This window comes from Blastococcus xanthinilyticus (assembly GCF_008124835.1).
In the GTDB taxonomy this organism is placed as follows: Bacteria; Actinomycetota; Actinomycetes; order Mycobacteriales; family Geodermatophilaceae; genus Blastococcus; species Blastococcus xanthinilyticus.
This window is the reverse complement of the sequence record NZ_VNHW01000023.1, coordinates 21,467-38,084: the sequence shown is the minus strand read 5'-3', so window position 1 is coordinate 38,084 and position 16,618 is coordinate 21,467. Positions and strand designations below refer to the sequence as shown.

16 protein-coding genes are annotated in these 16,618 nt (G+C 74.6%); 8 read left to right on the top strand and 8 right to left on the bottom strand.

Translation table 11 applies throughout. The features are described from left to right. Nucleotides 1-58 precede the first annotated feature (58 nt). The gene (locus tag BD833_RS21660) at nucleotides 59-1,141 is read right to left on the bottom strand and encodes a DUF222 domain-containing protein (RefSeq protein ID WP_166535234.1); all 1,083 of its coding nucleotides are present in this window, start codon (nucleotides 1,139-1,141) and stop codon (nucleotides 59-61) included. A 307-nt stretch (nucleotides 1,142-1,448) separates the two neighbouring features. Here BD833_RS21660 and BD833_RS21655 point away from each other — a divergent pair, with 307 nt between their 5' ends. The 6 genes from BD833_RS21655 to BD833_RS21630 all read left to right on the top strand — a co-directional run bounded on the left by BD833_RS21655 (nucleotide 1,449) and on the right by BD833_RS21630 (nucleotide 6,183). After that, on the top strand, nucleotides 1,449-1,865 hold the full coding sequence (locus BD833_RS21655) for a DUF4190 domain-containing protein (RefSeq protein ID WP_166535233.1): 417 nt from the start codon (nucleotides 1,449-1,451) through the stop codon (nucleotides 1,863-1,865). Between the two features lie 112 nt (nucleotides 1,866-1,977). Beyond that, the gene (locus BD833_RS21650; RefSeq protein WP_166535232.1) at nucleotides 1,978-2,832 is read left to right on the top strand and encodes an AraC family transcriptional regulator; all 855 of its coding nucleotides are present in this window, start codon (nucleotides 1,978-1,980) and stop codon (nucleotides 2,830-2,832) included. Next, complete coding sequence (locus BD833_RS21645) at nucleotides 2,829-3,233, top strand: VOC family protein (protein ID WP_166535231.1); 405 nt, start codon at nucleotides 2,829-2,831, stop codon at nucleotides 3,231-3,233. Before BD833_RS21650 ends, BD833_RS21645 begins: the two co-directional genes overlap by 4 nt. Beyond that, a complete protein-coding gene (locus tag BD833_RS21640) occupies nucleotides 3,230-3,559 on the top strand; it encodes an MmcQ/YjbR family DNA-binding protein (RefSeq protein WP_166535230.1) in 330 nt (109 codons plus the stop codon). Before BD833_RS21645 ends, BD833_RS21640 begins: the two co-directional genes overlap by 4 nt. Before the next feature lie 26 nt (nucleotides 3,560-3,585). Further along, a complete protein-coding gene (gene pgm, locus BD833_RS21635; protein WP_166535229.1) occupies nucleotides 3,586-5,220 on the top strand; it encodes a phosphoglucomutase (alpha-D-glucose-1,6-bisphosphate-dependent) in 1,635 nt (544 codons plus the stop codon). Between the two features lie 84 nt (nucleotides 5,221-5,304). Further along, a complete protein-coding gene (locus BD833_RS21630) occupies nucleotides 5,305-6,183 on the top strand; it encodes a hypothetical protein (RefSeq protein ID WP_166535228.1) in 879 nt (292 codons plus the stop codon). A gap of 21 nt (nucleotides 6,184-6,204) precedes the next feature. On the opposite strand, the gene BD833_RS21625 is transcribed toward BD833_RS21630, so the two are convergent. From BD833_RS21625 to BD833_RS21600, 6 genes are all read right to left on the bottom strand, one after another. After that, nucleotides 6,205-6,771 (bottom strand): HAAS signaling domain-containing protein, encoded by a 567-nt coding sequence (locus tag BD833_RS21625; RefSeq protein WP_166535227.1) that lies wholly within the window; start codon nucleotides 6,769-6,771, stop codon nucleotides 6,205-6,207. A 10-nt stretch (nucleotides 6,772-6,781) separates the two neighbouring features. Then, nucleotides 6,782-7,126 carry a PadR family transcriptional regulator gene (locus BD833_RS21620; protein ID WP_166535226.1) on the bottom strand — a complete coding sequence of 115 codons (345 nt, stop codon included), beginning with the start codon at nucleotides 7,124-7,126 and terminating at the stop codon, nucleotides 6,782-6,784. 95 nt (nucleotides 7,127-7,221) lie between these two features. Then, complete coding sequence (gene glpK, locus BD833_RS21615) at nucleotides 7,222-8,739, bottom strand: glycerol kinase GlpK (RefSeq protein ID WP_166535225.1); 1,518 nt, start codon at nucleotides 8,737-8,739, stop codon at nucleotides 7,222-7,224. Between the two features lie 26 nt (nucleotides 8,740-8,765). Next, entirely contained in the window at nucleotides 8,766-9,503 is a 738-nt protein-coding gene (locus BD833_RS21610; protein WP_166535224.1) for an MIP/aquaporin family protein, read from the bottom strand. A 139-nt stretch (nucleotides 9,504-9,642) separates the two neighbouring features. Further along, a complete protein-coding gene (gene glpK, locus BD833_RS21605; protein WP_166535223.1) occupies nucleotides 9,643-11,163 on the bottom strand; it encodes a glycerol kinase GlpK in 1,521 nt (506 codons plus the stop codon). Continuing rightward, entirely contained in the window at nucleotides 11,156-11,875 is a 720-nt protein-coding gene (locus BD833_RS21600) for an IclR family transcriptional regulator (RefSeq protein ID WP_166535222.1), read from the bottom strand. Before BD833_RS21600 ends, glpK (BD833_RS21605) begins: the two co-directional genes overlap by 8 nt. 231 nt (nucleotides 11,876-12,106) lie before the next feature. On the opposite strand from BD833_RS21600, the gene BD833_RS21595 reads away from it, so the two are divergent. Both BD833_RS21595 and BD833_RS21590 read left to right on the top strand, forming a co-directional pair. Continuing rightward, nucleotides 12,107-13,879, top strand: a complete 1,773-nt coding sequence (locus BD833_RS21595) for a glycerol-3-phosphate dehydrogenase/oxidase (RefSeq protein ID WP_243737876.1) — start codon at nucleotides 12,107-12,109, stop codon at nucleotides 13,877-13,879. Between the two features lie 144 nt (nucleotides 13,880-14,023). After that, nucleotides 14,024-15,589 (top strand): glycoside hydrolase family 6 protein, encoded by a 1,566-nt coding sequence (locus BD833_RS21590; protein ID WP_166535221.1) that lies wholly within the window; start codon nucleotides 14,024-14,026, stop codon nucleotides 15,587-15,589. Nucleotides 15,590-15,688: 99 nt separating this feature from the next. Here the strand turns inward: BD833_RS21590 and BD833_RS21585 are convergent, their stop codons facing one another. After that, nucleotides 15,689-16,591, bottom strand: coding sequence for a GGDEF domain-containing protein (locus BD833_RS21585; RefSeq protein ID WP_166535220.1), 903 nt, complete (start codon nucleotides 16,589-16,591; stop codon nucleotides 15,689-15,691). Nucleotides 16,592-16,618 lie beyond the last annotated feature (27 nt).

Here is a 16,618-nt window from a genome sequence, read left to right as displayed (position 1 = left end):
AACAACCACCGACTGCACTCCGCCCTCGGCTACCGAACCCCCGCTGCCTACGCCATGCTCAGTACCTAGCCGTCCGCTGGACCGGGGCAAGCTCACGTCGCACCACTCCGGTGGGGCGTCGCACCCGGCGCTCTGCACACTCAACGGCGCCGCAGTGCTCGTCGCGGATCGCGATCGCCCGGCGGATCGCGGTGGTGGAGCTTCGCTGGGCCTGCCCCACGTCGAGCGGGAGCCCGTCCGGGCCGGTGATGACGCGGACGACGCTGGCATCGCAGGCCAGCCGGCGGGCCGTCTCGGGGTTGATCGGGCCGGCCCAGCCCAGCGAACCGCCCGAGATGCCGGGGGCACCCCGCTCGGCGCACAGCGCGAACCAGTCGATGGTCACGCGCACGTGCGGCCGCTCACCTCGCACGTCGGGCAGCGCCCCGCCGTCGAGAGCGCCGCGGGCCAGCGAGACCAGGGCATCGGCCTGCCGCTCGGCGTGGCCGCGGAGGTCGCCGGCCGGGCGGTCGCCGTCCATCACCGCGGCCAGTGCGGTGCGCACGTACTCGCCGCCGACGGCGTCCAGCTCGCCACGGAGGTGGACGCGCCCGTCGAGCCCCGGAGCCATGGTGAACCGGCGGCGCACGTCGGCGGCGTCGTCCAGCGTGCCGTCCGGATCCACCCCGGCGACCCACTCCCTGACACCCCGAGCCGTCTCGTCCGGCGCCGTGGCCCGAGCCAGCTCGGCCAGGATGCCGTCGGTCTCGCCGAGGTCGATGCCCATCTCGGCCGCCTTGCCGATCCGGCCGGGCGTCGCAGCCTTCGTGATGACCCGGGCGTGCGCGGCGCTGATCGCACCGGCGGCGAACGCCGCCGCCGTCTCCGGCAGCTGCTCGAGCCGTCGTCCCGTGGACACCGTCGCCGTCGCCTGCTCGGGCGCCATGCGGCAGCTGCCGCGCAGCCAGGCCTTCATGGAGACGGCGCCGTCCCGCGCGTAGGCCTCCCGGCGGTCGGCCGCGCGGACGGCCGAGGTCAGCGCCGCCGCCACCCGGTCGGCCGCGACCGAGAGCTCGCCGACGAGGTCGAGCAACGTGTCGTCCGACAACTCGGCGAGGTCGATCCCGGCCAGCTCGTCGAGGGCGGAGCGGAGCTCGGACACGTGCTCGCTCCCTTCCCGACGGTCTCGCGGACATCCCGACAGTAGGGCGGGGGTACGACAGAAATGCCTGGTCAGGGGCGAGGGGGCGAGCAGGCTCGCGGAGATCAGGACCCGTTCGATGCGGCGTCGAGGACGGCTGCGGATCCGGATCGCCGGCGGACGTGGACGGAGCGCGGGCCCCGCGCGCTTCCCTCGTCGGAGTGCCCGTCCTGCGCGCCGCCCCCACGGCACCGCCGGCCGCCTCCAGGATGGTCGGGCGCCGCGGGACCGCCGTCCCGGCGGACGCACAGCCACGAGGAGCGTGACGATGACACACCCCGGTCCGCACCACCCCGGTGATCCGAACGCCCAGCCGGGTCCGCCTGCCTGGGGGCAGCCGCAGGCGCCCTACGGCGGCTATCCGCCGGCCGGCGGGTACCAGGGGCCGCCGCCTCCTCCCGGCCCTGGCTACCCCGCCCACGGGCAGCCGTACGGCGGCTACCCGTACCCGCCGCCGCGCCGGACCAACGGCATGGCCGTCGCCTCGATGGTCCTGGGCATCGTCTGGATCTACTGGATCGGCAGCATCCTCGCCCTGGTCTTCGGCTACGTGGCCAAGCAGCAGATCCGCGAGCGCGGCGAGGCGGGTGACGGGATGGCGACCGCCGGCATCGTGCTGGGCTGGGTCGGGGTGGGCATCTTCGGTCTCGTGCTGCTGTTCGGGATCGCGCGCGCCGCGTCCTGAGCCGCGCGGGCGTCCGGGTCCGCCCGGCCGCGCGGGAGCCGCGCGGGAGCAGCCCGCCGTGAGCACGCCGCCGGCCCTGGAAGCCGGTGCCCGCCGCGGGCATGCTGTCCGCATGCGGCAGGAATCGGTGGTGCACCGGCTGCACCCCGCGCTGCGCCCGTACGTCGCCGCCGCCACCGGCTACCGCCACGAGGGCTTCCCGCCCGGTGAGCACCTCGGGCTGCCCTCACCCTGGCTGACCGTCGTGGTGACCCTCGACGAGCCGCTCGAGATGGCGGCGCACCCCGATCCCGCCCAGGCCCCCGGCCGGTTCGACGCGCTGGTCGGCGGGCTGCACACCCGGCCGGCGCGGATCGTCCACCCGGGCCGGCAGGCCGGCGTGCAGCTGTCGCTGACGCCCCTGGGGGCGCGCGCCCTGCTCGGCTGCCCGGCCGGGCAGCTGGCCTCGACCGACGTGCCGCTCGAGGCCCTCCTCGGTGCCGCGGGCGCCGAGCTGACCGACCGGGTCCGGACGGCCGCCGGATGGGCGGGCCGGTTCGCGGCCCTGGAGCGGGTGCTGCTGCGGCGGCTGCGTCCGGACACCGGCCCACGTCCGGAGGTGACCGAGGCGTGGCGGCTGACGACGGCGGCCGGCGGCCGGCTGCCGGTGGCCGAGGTGGCCCGGCGGACCGGCTGGTCGGTCCGGTACCTGGAGCAGCGGTTCCGCGCCGAGACGGGCCTCGCCCCGAAGGAGGCGGCGCGGGTGGTCCGGTTCGACCGCGCGCGCCGCGCCCTGGCCGCCCGGGTCACCGCCGGCGGGCCGCCTGCGCTCGCCGAGCTGGCGGTGGCCGCCGGCTTCTCCGACCAGGCGCACCTCACCCGCGAGTGGCGGGCCTTCTCCGGGCTCCCGCCCACCCGCTGGCTGGCGGCGGAGTTCGGATTCGTGCAAGACACCGCCACCGTGAGCGCGGCACTGTCGGCGTCATGACGACGACACCGAAGACCTCTCCCGCCCCCACCGTCTGGCCCGCCTTCCGGGCGGCCGACGCCCCCGCCCTCATCCGCTGGCTGGTCGACGTCCTCGGGTTCGAGGAGACCCTCGTCGTCCGGGACGGCGACCTGGTGGCCCACGCCGAGCTCGCCTGGCCGCCCGGCGGCGGCATCATGCTGGGATCGGTCCGGGACGACGGCGACTGGCACGCGCAGACCGCCGGCGCCTACCTGGTCACCGACGACGTCGAGGCAGTCTGGGCGCGCGTGCAGGCGGCCGGTGCCGACGTCCTCCGGCCGCTGCAGTCCCCGCCGTACGGGGGGCAGGAGTTCTCGGTCCGCGACCCCGAGGGCAACAGCTGGAGCGTCGGCAGCTACCCCGGCGCGCCACGGGCATGACCCCCGACGACGTCCGCGCGATCGCCCTGGCACTGCCGGAGGTGACCGAGGGTGACCACCACGGCCGCCGGGCCTTCCGCCTGGGCACCCGCATCCTGGCCACGCAGTGGACCGACACCGCGCTCAACGTGCTGGTGGACGAGTCCACCGCCCGGGCGGTGGAGGGCGGGGCGTGCAGCCTGCTCTGGTGGGGGACGACGCTCTCCGGCGTCCGGATCGACCTGGCGACGGCGACGCCCGGGCTCGTCGCCGACCTGCTCGAGGAGGCCTGGGACCGGCGCGCGCCGGCCCAGCTGCGGCGGCCGGAACCGCCAGGTGGCAGCTGACCGCGCCTTGGCGCGAAGATCAACGCATGAGCGACGCCCGTGCCGGACAACCGGCCCAGCCCACGGACCTGATCGACGTCGCCTCGCTGGTCAGCGCGTACTACACCGTGGAGCCGGACCCGGCCGAACCCGCGCAGCAGGTCTCGTTCGGCACCTCCGGCCACCGCGGGTCGGCATTCGACGCGGCGTTCAACGAGCCGCACATCCTCGCCACCACCCAGGCCATCTGCGAGTACCGGGCGCAGCAGGGCTTCGACGGGCCGCTCTTCCTCGGCCGGGACACCCATGCGCTGTCCGAGCCGGCGTGGGCCACGGCGCTCGAGGTGCTGGCCGCCAACGACGTCACGGTGCTGGTCGACGCCGGTGGGCGCTACACCCCCACGCCGGCGGTCAGCCACGCCATCCTGCGGGCCAACGCCGGGCGCAGCTCCGGGCTGGCCGACGGCATCGTCGTCACCCCGTCGCACAACCCGCCGCGGGACGGCGGCTTCAAGTACAACCCGCCCTCGGGCGGGCCGGCCGACACCGACGCCACCGGGTGGATCGCCGGGCGGGCCAACGAGCTGCTGCGCGCCGGCCTGACCGGCGTGCGCCGGGTGCCGCTGGACCAGGCCCGCTCGGCCGCGGAGGCCTACGACTTCCTCGGTACCTACGTCGACGACCTGCCTTCGGTGCTCGACCTCGACGCGGTCCGGGACGCCGGTGTCCGGATCGGTGCCGACCCCCTCGGCGGGGCCAGCGTCGACTACTGGGCCGCGATCGCCGAGCGGCACCGGCTCGACCTCACCGTGGTGAACCCGCTGGTCGACCCGACCTGGCGGTTCATGACGCTGGACTGGGACGGCAAGATCCGGATGGACTGCTCGTCCCCCTCGGCGATGGCCTCGCTGGTCGACCGCAGGCACGAGTTCCGGATCGCCACGGGCAACGACGCCGACGCCGACCGGCACGGCATCGTCACCCCCGACGCCGGGCTGATGAACCCCAACCACTTCCTCGCCGTCGCAATCGCCTACCTGCTCAGCCACCGGCCGGGCTGGGCCAAGGACGTCACCGTCGGCAAGACCCTGGTGTCCAGCTCGCTCATCGACCGCGTCGTGGCGGACATGGGCCGCACGCTGGTCGAGGTGCCGGTCGGCTTCAAGTGGTTCGTCCCCGGACTGCTCGACGGCTCGGTGGCCTTCGGTGGCGAGGAGTCGGCCGGCGCCTCCTTCCTGCGCCGGGACGGCGGCGTCTGGACGACGGACAAGGACGGCATCCTGCTGGCCCTGCTGGCCGCGGAGATCCAGGCGGTGACGGGGCGGTCCCCCTCGGCGCTGCACCGGCAGCTGACCGACCACTTCGGCGAGTCCGCCTACGCCCGCATCGACGCCCCGGCGACGCGGGAGCAGAAGTCGGCCCTGGGCAGGCTGTCCCCCGAGGCGGTGTCGGCGACCGAGCTCGCGGGTGAGCCGATCACCGCCAAGCTCACCCGCGCCCCGGGCAACGACGCCCCGATCGGCGGGCTCAAGGTGACGACCGAGAACGCCTGGTTCGCCGCCCGCCCGTCGGGCACGGAGGACGTCTACAAGATCTACGCCGAGTCCTTCCACGGGCCCGAGCACCTCGCGCGGGTGCAGGAGGAGGCCCGCGCCGTCGTCACCGCCGCTCTCGACTCCTGACCGGCCGGCGGCCGCCCGACCCGGCCGGGTGACCGGGGCCCGTGTCGGGCCCCGGTTTCCCGTGGTCACCGGCAGACTGACCGCATGGACGACGGTTCGCAGTGGGCGGCGCCCCAGCCCGAGGGGCACGCCCACCCCGAGCAGCCCGGCCCCGGCGGACACGGCCAGCAGCCCGACGACCAGACCTCGTACGACCAGGCCTCGTACGACCAGACCCCGTACGGCCAGACCTCGTACGACCAGGCCTCGTACGACCAGACCCCGTACGGCCAGGCCCCCTACGGCCAGGCTTCGTACGACCAGGCCCCGTACGGCCAGGCCCCCTACGGCGTGGCGCCGCATGGTCAGGCGCCGTACGGCCAGCAGCCCTACGGGCAGGCCCCCTACGGCCAGCAGCCGTACGCCCAGGCGCCCTACGCCCAGGCGCCCTACGGCCAGGCGCCCTACGGCCAGGCGCCCTACGGCCAGCAGCCCTACGGGCAGGCCCCGTACGGCTACGGCCCGCCCTCCTATCCCCCGCCCGGCTGGGGCGCGCCGCAGTACGGTCCGCCGGGTTTCGGCGGCTGGGGCCCCGAGCCGCGCCGCCCGACCGTGGCCACCTCCGCCGGCGTCCTCGGCATCGTCACCGGCGCCCTCACCGCGATCGGGTCGCTGATCGCGCTCATCGCCGCCGCCGGCGGTGCCGACGCCGCGACGACGGTGCTCGTCCTGGGGCTCCCGTGCGCGGTCGGTCTGCTCGTGGGCGGCCTCCGGCTGCTGCAGGGGCACCGGGCCGGCCTGCTCTTCGGCTCGGCCCTGGCCGCGCTGGGCGTCCTGGCGCTCGCGCTGGTCGCCGGCCTGCTCCTGCTCGACGGGGACGACGTCGTCGGGCTGGCCGCGTTCCTGCTGTTCGCCGCCGTCCTCCCGATCATCACCGCGGTGTTCGCCCGGCTCCCGGAGGTCACCCGCTGGGTCGAGGGCTGACCGGCAGTCGGCGCGGGCGGCTCAGCGGGACAGCAGGCCGCCGACCACCGTCATCACGAGGAACAGCGCCGGCAGGCCGGCCAGGACGGCGATCTGCGTCCGCGTGAACGGGGCCATGTCCGCACCCGTGCGGGGATCGCGCACCGGATCGCCGTCGTCGCCGCGGTTGGCGGCGAGCACGAACCGGGCGGTGCCGGCGGCCAGGACCAGTGCGCCCACGCCGGAGACCGCCCACGCCGGGAGCCCGAACAGCGAGGTCTCCCCCGCGGCGAGCGTCCAGAGCCCGTCGGCGAGGGCGAAGCCGGCCAGCCCGGTCACCAGGGCCAGCAGGAGGTCCGAGCCGCGCAGCGTCCCGCGGATCCGGGCCCACGTGCCGGCCGGGCGGATGCCCAGGGCGGCGGCGACCTGGTCGGCGTACTCCCGCGGGCTGCCGAACGCCTCGCGCGGGTGCTCCCCGGTCTCGGCGACGTGGCTCTGCACCTCGGCCAGCACCTCGCCGATCCGGGTGCCCGGGACGTCCAGCATGCGCAGCTGCAGCAGCAGGGCGTCGGACCAGGCCTGCTCGCTGCTGTTCAGGACCTTCCCCATGGCGGACTCCTCAGGCGGGAACGGACGGCGAGGAGAGCAGGCCGGCGGCCCGCTCCGTGAATACGCGCCACTGGTCGGCGCGCTCGAGCAGGGCCCGGTCGCCGGCGGCGGTCAGGGTGAAGAACTTGCGCCCCGGTCCGCCGTCGCCGGCCTCCCACGACGACGAGACCAGACCCTCGGTCTCGAGCCGGGTCAGGATCGGGTAGAGCGTGCCGCCCTTGACCGAGCCCAGCCCGGCATCGGCCAGCCGGGCGGCGATGGCGTAGCCGTAGGTGGGGCCGTCGGCGACGACCCGGAGCACGCACAGCGAGAGGACGCCGCGCATCCACTCACCGGGCCACCGCTCCTCCGCCACGCGGTAGACAGTACGGCTGACTAGTCAGGCGCGCAACCTAATGGGCGCCCCGTCCTCCTCGGCCCGTCCGGAGGCGAGGAGGACGGGGCCCTCCGTCAGCGGACGTCCTCGTCGACCCAGTCCAGGGACTTGGTGACCGCCTTCTGCCAGTTGCGGTAGTTCCGCTCGCGCTCCTCGGCCGGCATCTGCGGCTCCCAGCGCTTGTCCTCCGCCCACTTGGCGGTCAGCTCGTCGAGGTCGGACCAGAACCCCACCGCGAGACCGGCCGCGTAGGCGGCCCCCAGCGCGGTCGTCTCGGCGATCTTCGGCCGGATCACCGGGACGTCGAGCAGGTCGGCCTGGAACTGCATGAGCAGCTCGTTGCCCACCATGCCGCCGTCCACCCGGAGCTCGGTCAGGTCCACCCCGGAGTCGGCGTTCATGGCGTCGAGGACCTCCCGGGTCTGGTAGGCCGTGGCCTCCAGCACGGCCCGGGCCAGGTGCCCCTTGTTGACGTACCGGGTCAGCCCGACGACGGCGCCGCGGGCGTCACCGCGCCAGTGCGGCGCGAACAGCCCGGAGAACGCCGGGACGAAGTAGGCCCCGCCGTTGTCGTCGACCGAGCGGGCCAGGTCCTCGATCTCCGGCGCGCTCTTGATCATCCCGAGGTTGTCCCGGACCCACTGCACCAGCGAGCCGGTGACGGCGATGGACCCCTCCAGCGCGTACACCGGCTTGCCGTCCCCGAGCTGGTAGCACAGCGTCGTGAGCAGGCCGTTCTGCGACGGCACGGCCTCCTCGCCGGTGTTGAGCAGCATGAAGTTGCCGGTGCCGTAGGTGTTCTTGGCCATGCCGCGCTCGAAGCAGACCTGGCCGAACGTCGCGGCCTGCTGGTCGCCCAGCGACCCGGAGATCGGCACCCCGGCCAGGAACCCGGCCTTGCGGCCCTGGCCGTACTCCTCGGAGTTGGACCGGATCTCCGGCAGCATCGCGAGCGGGATGCCCATCTCCTCGGCGATGGACTCGTCCCAGGCCAGCGTCCGGTAGTCCATGAGCATGGTCCGCGAGGCGTTCGAGACGTCGGTGAGGTGCTGGCCGCCGTCGGCGCCCCCGGTCATGTTCCAGATCAGCCAGGAGTCGATCGTGCCCATCAGCAGCTCGCCGCGCTCGGCCCGCTCGCGGGCGCCGTCGACGTTGTCGAGGATCCAGCGCACCTTCGGGCCGGCGAAGTAGGTCGCCAGCGGCAGCCCGACCTTGTCCTTGTACCGGTCGGCGCCGCCGCCGAGGGCACCCAGCTCCTCGATGATCTTCGTGGTGCGGGTGTCCTGCCAGACGATGGCGTTGTAGACCGGCTGCCCGGTCTTCCGGTCCCACACCACGGCGGTCTCCCGCTGGTTGGTGATCCCGATGGCCACGATGTCGGAGGCGCCGGCCTCGCTGCGCGCGATCGCCTGGCCGACCACCTCCCGGGTGTTGCGCCAGATCTCCAGCGCGTCGTGCTCCACCCACCCGGCCCGCGGGAAGATCTGCTCGTGCTCCTTCTGGCCCACCGACACCACGGCGCCGCCGTGGTCGAAGATCATGCAGCGGGTGCTGGTGGTGCCCTGGTCGATGGCTACGACGTACTGCGGCATGGGGGCTTTCCTCTCGGTTGGGTCGGTCAGAGCGAGACGTGCGACAGGCCGCCGGCCAGGACGGCACCGACGAGGGGGCCGACGATCGGGACCCAGGCGTACCCCCAGTTGCTGCCGCCCTTGCCGCGGATCGGCAGGACGGCGTGGGCGAGGCGCGGGCCCAGGTCGCGGGCGGGGTTGATGGCGTACCCGGTCGGGCCGCCCAGCGAGGCGCCGATGCCGACGACCAGCAGGGCGACGGCGAGCGGGCCGAGCTGGGACGGGGTGTCCCCGAACCGCAGGATGATGTAGACGAGCACGAAGGTGCCGACCACCTCGGTGACCACGTTGTCCTTGACCGTGCCGGTGGCCGGCCCGGTGGCGAACGTGCCCAGCTGCGTGCCGGCGGCCTCCGGGTCGTTGTAGTGGCCGTAGTAGGCGAGATAGGCGATCACCGCGCCCAGGAACGCACCCACCAGCTGACCGGCGAAGTAGGTGAACGTCGCGGCCGCGGTCACGGCGACGCCGGGGGCGTAGGTGTCCGTCCCGCTCACCAGCAGGCCCACCGTGACCGCCGGGTTGATGTGCGCCCCGGAGGTGGCGCCGGCGAAGACCCCGGCGAAGACGGCGAGCCCCCAGCCGAAGATGATCACGATCCAGCCGCCGCCGTTGCCGAACGTCTTGGGCAGCGCGACGTTGGCGACCACGCCGACGCCGAGCAGGATCAGGATCCCGGTGCCCAGTACCTCGCTGCCGAACACGGTCCAGAGACCGACGGTGTCCACGTGTGGGCGCTCCTCTCGACAGGTCCGCTGCGCCGCGGACCGCGGATGTCGCGGGATGCGATCGCCCTGGTGGCGGCCGGCCCCGTGCCGCGGACCGTAGGAGCGCGGATGTGACCTGGACAACACCGCCGGTTCGACATCATCGGACGCCGGGCTCCGGAGGTGCGCCCCAGGCGATGCTCAGCTGCACCGCCCGCTCCCAGCGCGGGTACTCCGCGTCCAGCGCCTCGGCCCGCCCGCGGGACGGGGTCCACTGCGCCGCGCGGTGCCAGTTGCGCCGCAGCGCCTCCACGTCGGACCAGATGCCGACCGCCAGCCCCGCGGCGTAGGCGGCACCCAGCGAGACGGTCTCCCCGACCATCGGCCGCACCACGGGGGTGTCCAGCACGTCGGCGATGAACTGCATGAGCAGATTGTTCGTGGTCATGCCGCCGTCCACGCGCAGCGCCGGCAGCGACAGCCCGGAGTCCGCGGCCATGGCCTGGACGACGTCCCGCGTCTGCCAGCCGGTGGCCTCCAGGACCGCCCGGGCCAGGTGCCCCTTGGTCACGTAGGAGGTGAGCCCTGCGACCAGGCCGCGCGCCTCACCCCGCCAGTGCGGGGCCAGCAGGCCGGAGAACGCCGGGACGACGTAGCACCCGCCGTTGTCGTCCACCGTCCGCGCGAGCGTCTCGACCTCGGGCGCGGAGCCGATCAGCCCGAGGCCGTCGCGCAGCCACTGCACCAGCGCCCCGGTGACGGCGACCGAGCCCTCCAGGGCGTAGTGCACCGGCTCTCCGGCCAGCTGGTAGGCCACCGTGCTGATCGATCCCGACCGGGTGTGCACCAGCTCGGTCCCGGTGTTCTGAAGCAGAAAGCTGCCGGTGCCGTAGGTGCACTTGGCCTCCCCGGGAGCGAAGCAGGCCTGGCCGAAGAGCGCGGCCTGCTGGTCGCCCAGCGCCCCCGTGATCGGCAGCGCCTGCGGCAGTGCGGTCGCGACGCCCAGCACGCCCACCGAGGGCCGGATCTCCGGGAGCATCGCCGCCGGGATGCCGAAGAAGGCCAGCAGGTCGGGATCCCAGCGGCAGGTGCGCACGTCCATCAGGAGGGTGCGGCTGGCGTTGGTGACGTCGGTGACGTGCACGCCGCCGTCCGGGCCACCGGTGAGGTTCCAGATCAGCCAGGTCTCCATCGTCCCGAACAGCAGTTCGCCGCGTTCGGCCCGCTCCTGGGCGCGGGGCACGTGCTCGAGGATCCAGCGCAGCCGCGGACCGGAGAAGTAGCCGGCGGTCGCCATCCCGCTGCGCTCGCGCACCAGCGGCGCCTCCGGGCGGGCGACCAGCTCGGCGACCAGCTCCGCGGTGCGGGTGTCCTGCCAGACGAGGGCCCGCAGGACCGGCCGGCCGGTCGCCCGCTCCCAGACGACGGTCGTCTCCCGCTGGTTGGCGATGCCGAGCGCCACCACCTCCCCCGCTCCCCCGACGTCGGCGAGCACCTGGGCGGCGGTGCGCCGGGTGTTCGCCCAGATCTCCATGGGGTCGTGCTCGACCCAGCCGGGCCGCGGGAAGTACTGGCGGTGCTCGCGCTGCCGGACGGCCACCATGCGACCGCCGCGGTCGAAGACGAGCGAGCGCGTCGACGTCGTCCCCTGGTCGACGGCGAGCACGTAGCGGTCAGCCACCGCCGTGCCCGAGCTCGCGGGAGACGGCGGCGGCCGCGTCGGTGACCATGCCGAGCAGCACCGGCCGGGGCGCGCCGCGGCCGTCGAAGAGGACGGTCACCGGGCCGTTGATCCCGAGCGCGGCCACGACCGGCCCACCGGGGCCCCGGACGGGGGCGGCGATGCAGCCGCGCTCCGGCTCGTGCTCGCCCCGGTCGACCCCCCAGCCCCGGGCCCGCACCTCGGCCAGCTCGGTCGCCCAGCTCCCCGTGGGGCGCCGGGCCTCGGGGGCGTGCGCCAGGAGGACCTTGCCCAGCCCGGTGGTCCGGGCGGGCAGGGCGGTGCCCACCTCGAGCACCTGGGCGGAGTCGTCGGGGCGGAAGACGTGGTGGACGACGACCACCTCGTCGGCCCCGGCGAGCGTGGCCAGCCGGACCGTGTGACCGCTGCGGGCGGCCAGCGCGTCGGCCCAGTTGGACGAGCGGGCGCGCACCTCGTTGAGGTCGAGCGGGTCGCCCAGCCGGAGCAGGCCGGTGCCGACCGTGTACCGGCCGGTGGCCCGGTCCTGCTGCACGAAGCCGACCTGCAGCAGCGTGCGCAGCAGGCCGTGGGTGGTCGTCTTGGCCAGCCCCACCGCCTGCGCGATGTCGGTGACGCCGAGGGGGTCGCGCGCGCGGGCCACGACCCGCAGGATGGCCGCCGCCCGCTCGATGGACTGCACGGTGCCCGGCATGGCGCACGACGCTAGGGCATGGCGGGCCGGTGCCGACCCTGCTGCTGTGCGGCATCGTCGTACGGGGGCGCGGGGGAGCCGGCGGGCACGGTACGACCATGTCGGACCGGCGGCGTCGACGGCACGGCCGCGGCTGACCTACCGTCGCACTGGCTGCGGTCGGCAGCCAGGCCCCGTCAGCAGGCCGCGGTGCCGAGCGGTCGTGCGGCCGGGCCGTCGTGCGGTCGGAACATGGCCTCCCCGTCCGTACCGGGCGGGCACCCCCGGGAGATCGACATGACGGCGGTACCACCACTCGGACCCGAGCAGCGCGCGAAGGCGTGGGCCGAGCTCGCGGACGACGACTTCGAGGTGCTGGTCATCGGCGCCGGGGTGACCGGGGCGGGGGTCGCCCTCGACGCCGCCACCCGCGGCCTGCGCACGGCGCTGGTCGAGGCGCGGGACTTCGCCAGCGGCACGTCGTCCCGCTCCTCCAAGCTGTTCCACGGCGGCCTGCGCTACCTGGAGCAGTTCGACTTCGGCCTGGTCCGGGAGGCGCTGCACGAGCGCGACCTCTCGGTGAACCGGATCGCCCCGCACCTGGTCAAGCCGGTGCCGTTCCTCTACCCGCTCACCCACCACTGGGAGCGGCCCTACGTCGCCGCCGGCCTGACCCTCTACGACGGGCTGGCCCGGACGGGCGCCCTCGCCGAGCCGATGCCGGCCCAGAAGCACCTCACCCGCACCGGCGCGCGGCGGCTGTTCCCGGCGCTCCGGCCGGAGTCGCTGGTCGGCGCCATCCGCTACTACGACGCCCAGGCCGACGACGCCCGCCACACCCTGACCGTCGCCCGCACGGCCGCGGCCTACGGCGCGACCGTGCTCAACTCCGCGGAGGTCGTCTCCTTCACCCACGCCGGGGGGCGCGTGGTGGGCGCCCGCGTCCGCGACGTGGAGACCGGCCAGGAGGTCGACGTCCGCAGCGAGGTGGTGGTCAACGCCACCGGGGTGTGGACCGACGACGTCCAGACGCTGGTCGGTGGCCGGGGCCGGTTCCACGTCCGGGCCAGCAAGGGCGTGCACATCGTCGTCCCCCGCGACCGGGTCAACGGGGAGACCGGGCTCATCCTGCGCACGGAGAAGTCGGTGCTGTTCGTCATCCCGTGGGGCAGCCACTGGATCATCGGGACCACGGACACCGACTGGGCGCTGGACAAGGCCCACCCGGCGGCCAGCAAGGCCGACATCGACTACATCCTCGACCGCGTCAACGAGGTGCTGTCGGTGCCGCTGACGCACGAGGACATCACCGGCGTCTACGCCGGCCTGCGGCCGCTGCTGTCCGGGGAGAGCGAGACGACGAGCCAGCTGTCCCGCGAGCACGCCGTCGCCCGCCCCATGCCGGGGGTCGTCTCCGTGGCCGGCGGCAAGTACACGACCTACCGGCCCATGGCCGCCGATGCGGTGGACGCCGTCGCGGTGGACGTGACGCGGCCGGTGCCACCGAGCGTCACCGAGAACATCCCGCTGGTCGGGGCCGAGGGCTATGCGGCGATGGTGAACTCCCTCGCCCGGCTGGCGCAGCGCTGGGGCATCCCGGCGTTCCGCGCCGAGCACCTGCTCAACCGGTTCGGTTCGCTCACCCCCGACGTGCTGGCGCTGGCCGAGGACCGGCCGGAGCTGCTGGAGCCGGTGCCCGGGGCCGAGGAGTACCTCATGGTCGAGATGGTCTGGGCGGCCGCGCACGAGGCCGCCCTGCACCTGGACGACCTGCTCGCGCGCCGGACGCGGATCTCCATCGAGACGGCGCACCGCGGTGTCGACTCCGCCGAGCCGGTGGCCCGCGCGGTCGCCGACGTCCTGGGCTGGGACGAGCAGCGGATCGGCAACGAGGTGGCCAGCTACACCGCCCGGGTGGAGGCCGAGCGCCGCTCCCAGACCGAGCTGGGCGACCAGGAGGCCGACGCCGCGCGCGTGGCGGCGCCGGACACCCGGGCCGTCGCCGTCGGCCGGGCCCTGGGCTAGCGCCCGCGCGTCTCCTCCGCCGCCGCGCTTGACAGCGGGCCGTGGGCACCTCAGGGTGAGAGCGCTCCCACAGTGGCCTGGATCACAGCAGCCCGGGAGCTCAGCGGACCGGGCGTCCGGCCACCACAGGGGAGGGGACACGAGATGACAGCTGCCTCGAGGACGAGGCGCGTCGCGGCGACGGTGGCGGTGGCCACCCTGTCGCTGGCCGGCGTGGGGGCGGGCGTCGGCATGGGCGTCGCGGCCGCCGACGACGTGCTGGAGCCCGGCACCGAGATCTTCGTCAACCCGGAGAGCACGACGCTGGAGGCGGCGCAGGAGCTCACCGGTCAGGCGCGCGCCGACGCGCAGCTGCTGGGCAGCTTCCCCTCGGCCGACTGGTTCACCTCGGGCACGCCGGCGGAGGTGCAGGCAGCCGTCGACGAGGTCGTCTCGGCGGCCCGGACCGCCGACGCGGTGCCGGTGCTGGTCGCCTACAACGTCCCGTTCCGCGACTGCGCCCAGTACTCGGCCGGCGGCGCCGCCGGCGTCGCCGAGTACAAGGCCTGGATCGACGGCTTCGCGGCGGGGATCGGCGACGCCACGGCCTCGGTCGTCCTCGAACCGGACGGGCTCGGCATCATCCCGCACTACACGACGCTGGACGGCGCCCTCGAGTGGTGCCAGCCCGCGGAGGTCGACGCCGCCACGGCCGCCGACCAGCGGTTCGAGATGCTCAACTACGCGGTGGACGCGCTGGCCGCGTTGCCGGCCACGGCGGTCTACCTCGACGGCACGCACAGCGGCTGGCTGGGCGTCGGCGAGATCACCGACCGGCTGATCAAGGCCGGCGTCGACGATGCGGACGGCTTCTTCCTGAACGCCTCCAACTACGTCGCCACCGAGCGGCTGCAGAAGTACGGCAGCTGGATCTCCGACTGCATCCACCTGTCGCTGGGCAGCTGGTGGGAGCCGGCGTGGTGCGCGAGCCAGTACTACCCGGCGAGCCCCGGCGACCTCTCCACCTGGGGCCTCACCGACGCCGCCTACGACCAGGCCTACGCCGACACGGGGATGGTGCCGAACCCCGCCGAGCAGGCGCACTTCGTCATCGACACCAGCCGCAACGGCCAGGGCAGCTGGGTGCCGCCCGCCGACTTCCCCAGCCCGCTGGACTGGTGCAACCCGCCGGGGCGCGGCCTGGGCCTGACCCCGACCACCGACACGGGCGACCCCCTGATCGACGCCTACCTGTGGATCAAGGTGCCCGGTGAGTCCGACGGCGCCTGCTACCGGGGGTCGGCCGTGCCGCACCCGGCCGACCAGGTGGCCGACCCCGCGGCTGGGCAGTGGTTCCCCGAGCAGGCGCGGGAGCTCATCGCGCTGGCCGACCCGCCGATCCCGGCACCGGCCTGCCACGTCTCCTACACCGCCAACGACACCCGGTACGGCGACTTCAACACCCGCATCCGGATCCGGAACACCGGTTCGGTGCCCGTCGAGGGCTGGGAGCTGGAGTGGGCCTTCCACGAGCAGGAGACCATCCGGAACGTCCTCGGCGGCACGGTCACCCAGCAGGGCGCCGCCGTCGAGGTGGACAGCCTCCGCTGGAACCGGCTGATCAGGCCCGGGAAGCAGATCAGCATCGGCTTCGTCGGGCACCTGAACGGCTCGCCGGTCAGCGAGCCCTGGCTGTTCACCCTGAACGGCGCCGCCTGCACCTCCGACTGATCCGGCGCCGCACGACGCGGACGGCGGGACCCGGAAGGGTCCCGCCGTCCGGCACGTCCAGCGGCAGCGGCCGCGCCCCCCGGCGGGCGGAGCGCGGGGTCAGCGGCGCGTGCTCGGCCGGCGGCGGGCCTTGTCGGCGTACATGTCGTCGTCGGCCGCCCGGACCACCCGCTCGTAGACCTCGCCCGGCTCCTCGCCGCCCCCGACGGTGCCGACGCCGATGCTGATCCCCACGGGGACGCGGGTGCCGCCGAGCTCCAGCGGCTCGGTGACGGTGGTGCGCAGCCGGTCGGCCAGCGCCGCGGCGTCCGCCGGCTCGGTGTTCTCGCAGACGATGCTGAACTCGTCGCCGCCCAGCCGGGCCGCGGTGTCGCTGGCCCGCAGCACCGACCGCAGCCGCTCGGCGAAGGAGACCAGCACGAGGTCGCCCATGGGGTGCCCCAGCTCGTCGTTGATCGCCTTGAAGCCGTCCAGGTCGATGATCAGCACGCAGGTCGGGGTGTCCTCGCGGTGCCCGCGGTCCAGCGCGTGCCGCAGCCGGTCGTGGAACAGCAGCCGGTTGGGCAGGCCGGTGAGCGGGTCGTGCAGCGAGCGGTGGACCAGCTGCGCCTCCAGCGCCTTCCGCTCGGTGATGTCCTCGATGATCAGCACCAGGTGCGCCGCCTGGCCGTCGGGCGTCGCGGGCACCCACGACGCGGTGATCTGCACGGGCAGGTCGGAGCCGTCGCCCCGGGTCAGCCGGGTCTCGTGCCGCATCGGCCGGTCGGGCTCGGCGGTGAGGATGCCGTGCGCCTTCTGGGCGGCCGCGACGGCGTCGGGGTGAACCAGGTCCATGACCGAGAGGCCGTGCAGCTCCTCCGGCGGGCGGCCGACCATCCCCGACAGCGCGGGGTTGACGTCGACCAGGAGGCCCGCGGGGGTCGTCAACGCGATCCCCATCGGCGCGTTGGCGAAGGCGCTCCGCCGGTCCGCCGGGGGCAGCGCATCCGCCACCTCGGTCACTTCCCACCTCCTCTGCCTGCACCATCT

Coding starts and splice junctions, on each gene's coding strand:
- BD833_RS21600 (WP_166535222.1), bottom strand. CDS start 11,875: ATGCCGGGCACCGTGCAGTCCATCGAGCGGGCGGCGGCCATCCTGCGG.
- pgm (WP_166535229.1), top strand. CDS start 3,586: ATGAGCGACGCCCGTGCCGGACAACCGGCCCAGCCCACGGACCTGATC.
- glpK (WP_166535225.1), bottom strand. CDS start 8,739: ATGCCGCAGTACGTCGTAGCCATCGACCAGGGCACCACCAGCACCCGC.
- BD833_RS21645 (WP_166535231.1), top strand. CDS start 2,829: ATGACGACGACACCGAAGACCTCTCCCGCCCCCACCGTCTGGCCCGCC.
- BD833_RS21640 (WP_166535230.1), top strand. CDS start 3,230: ATGACCCCCGACGACGTCCGCGCGATCGCCCTGGCACTGCCGGAGGTG.
- BD833_RS21590 (WP_166535221.1), top strand. CDS start 14,024: ATGACAGCTGCCTCGAGGACGAGGCGCGTCGCGGCGACGGTGGCGGTG.
- BD833_RS21630 (WP_166535228.1), top strand. CDS start 5,305: ATGGACGACGGTTCGCAGTGGGCGGCGCCCCAGCCCGAGGGGCACGCC.
- BD833_RS21625 (WP_166535227.1), bottom strand. CDS start 6,771: ATGGGGAAGGTCCTGAACAGCAGCGAGCAGGCCTGGTCCGACGCCCTG.
- BD833_RS21650 (WP_166535232.1), top strand. CDS start 1,978: ATGCGGCAGGAATCGGTGGTGCACCGGCTGCACCCCGCGCTGCGCCCG.
- BD833_RS21655 (WP_166535233.1), top strand. CDS start 1,449: ATGACACACCCCGGTCCGCACCACCCCGGTGATCCGAACGCCCAGCCG.
- BD833_RS21595 (WP_243737876.1), top strand. CDS start 12,107: ATGGCCTCCCCGTCCGTACCGGGCGGGCACCCCCGGGAGATCGACATG.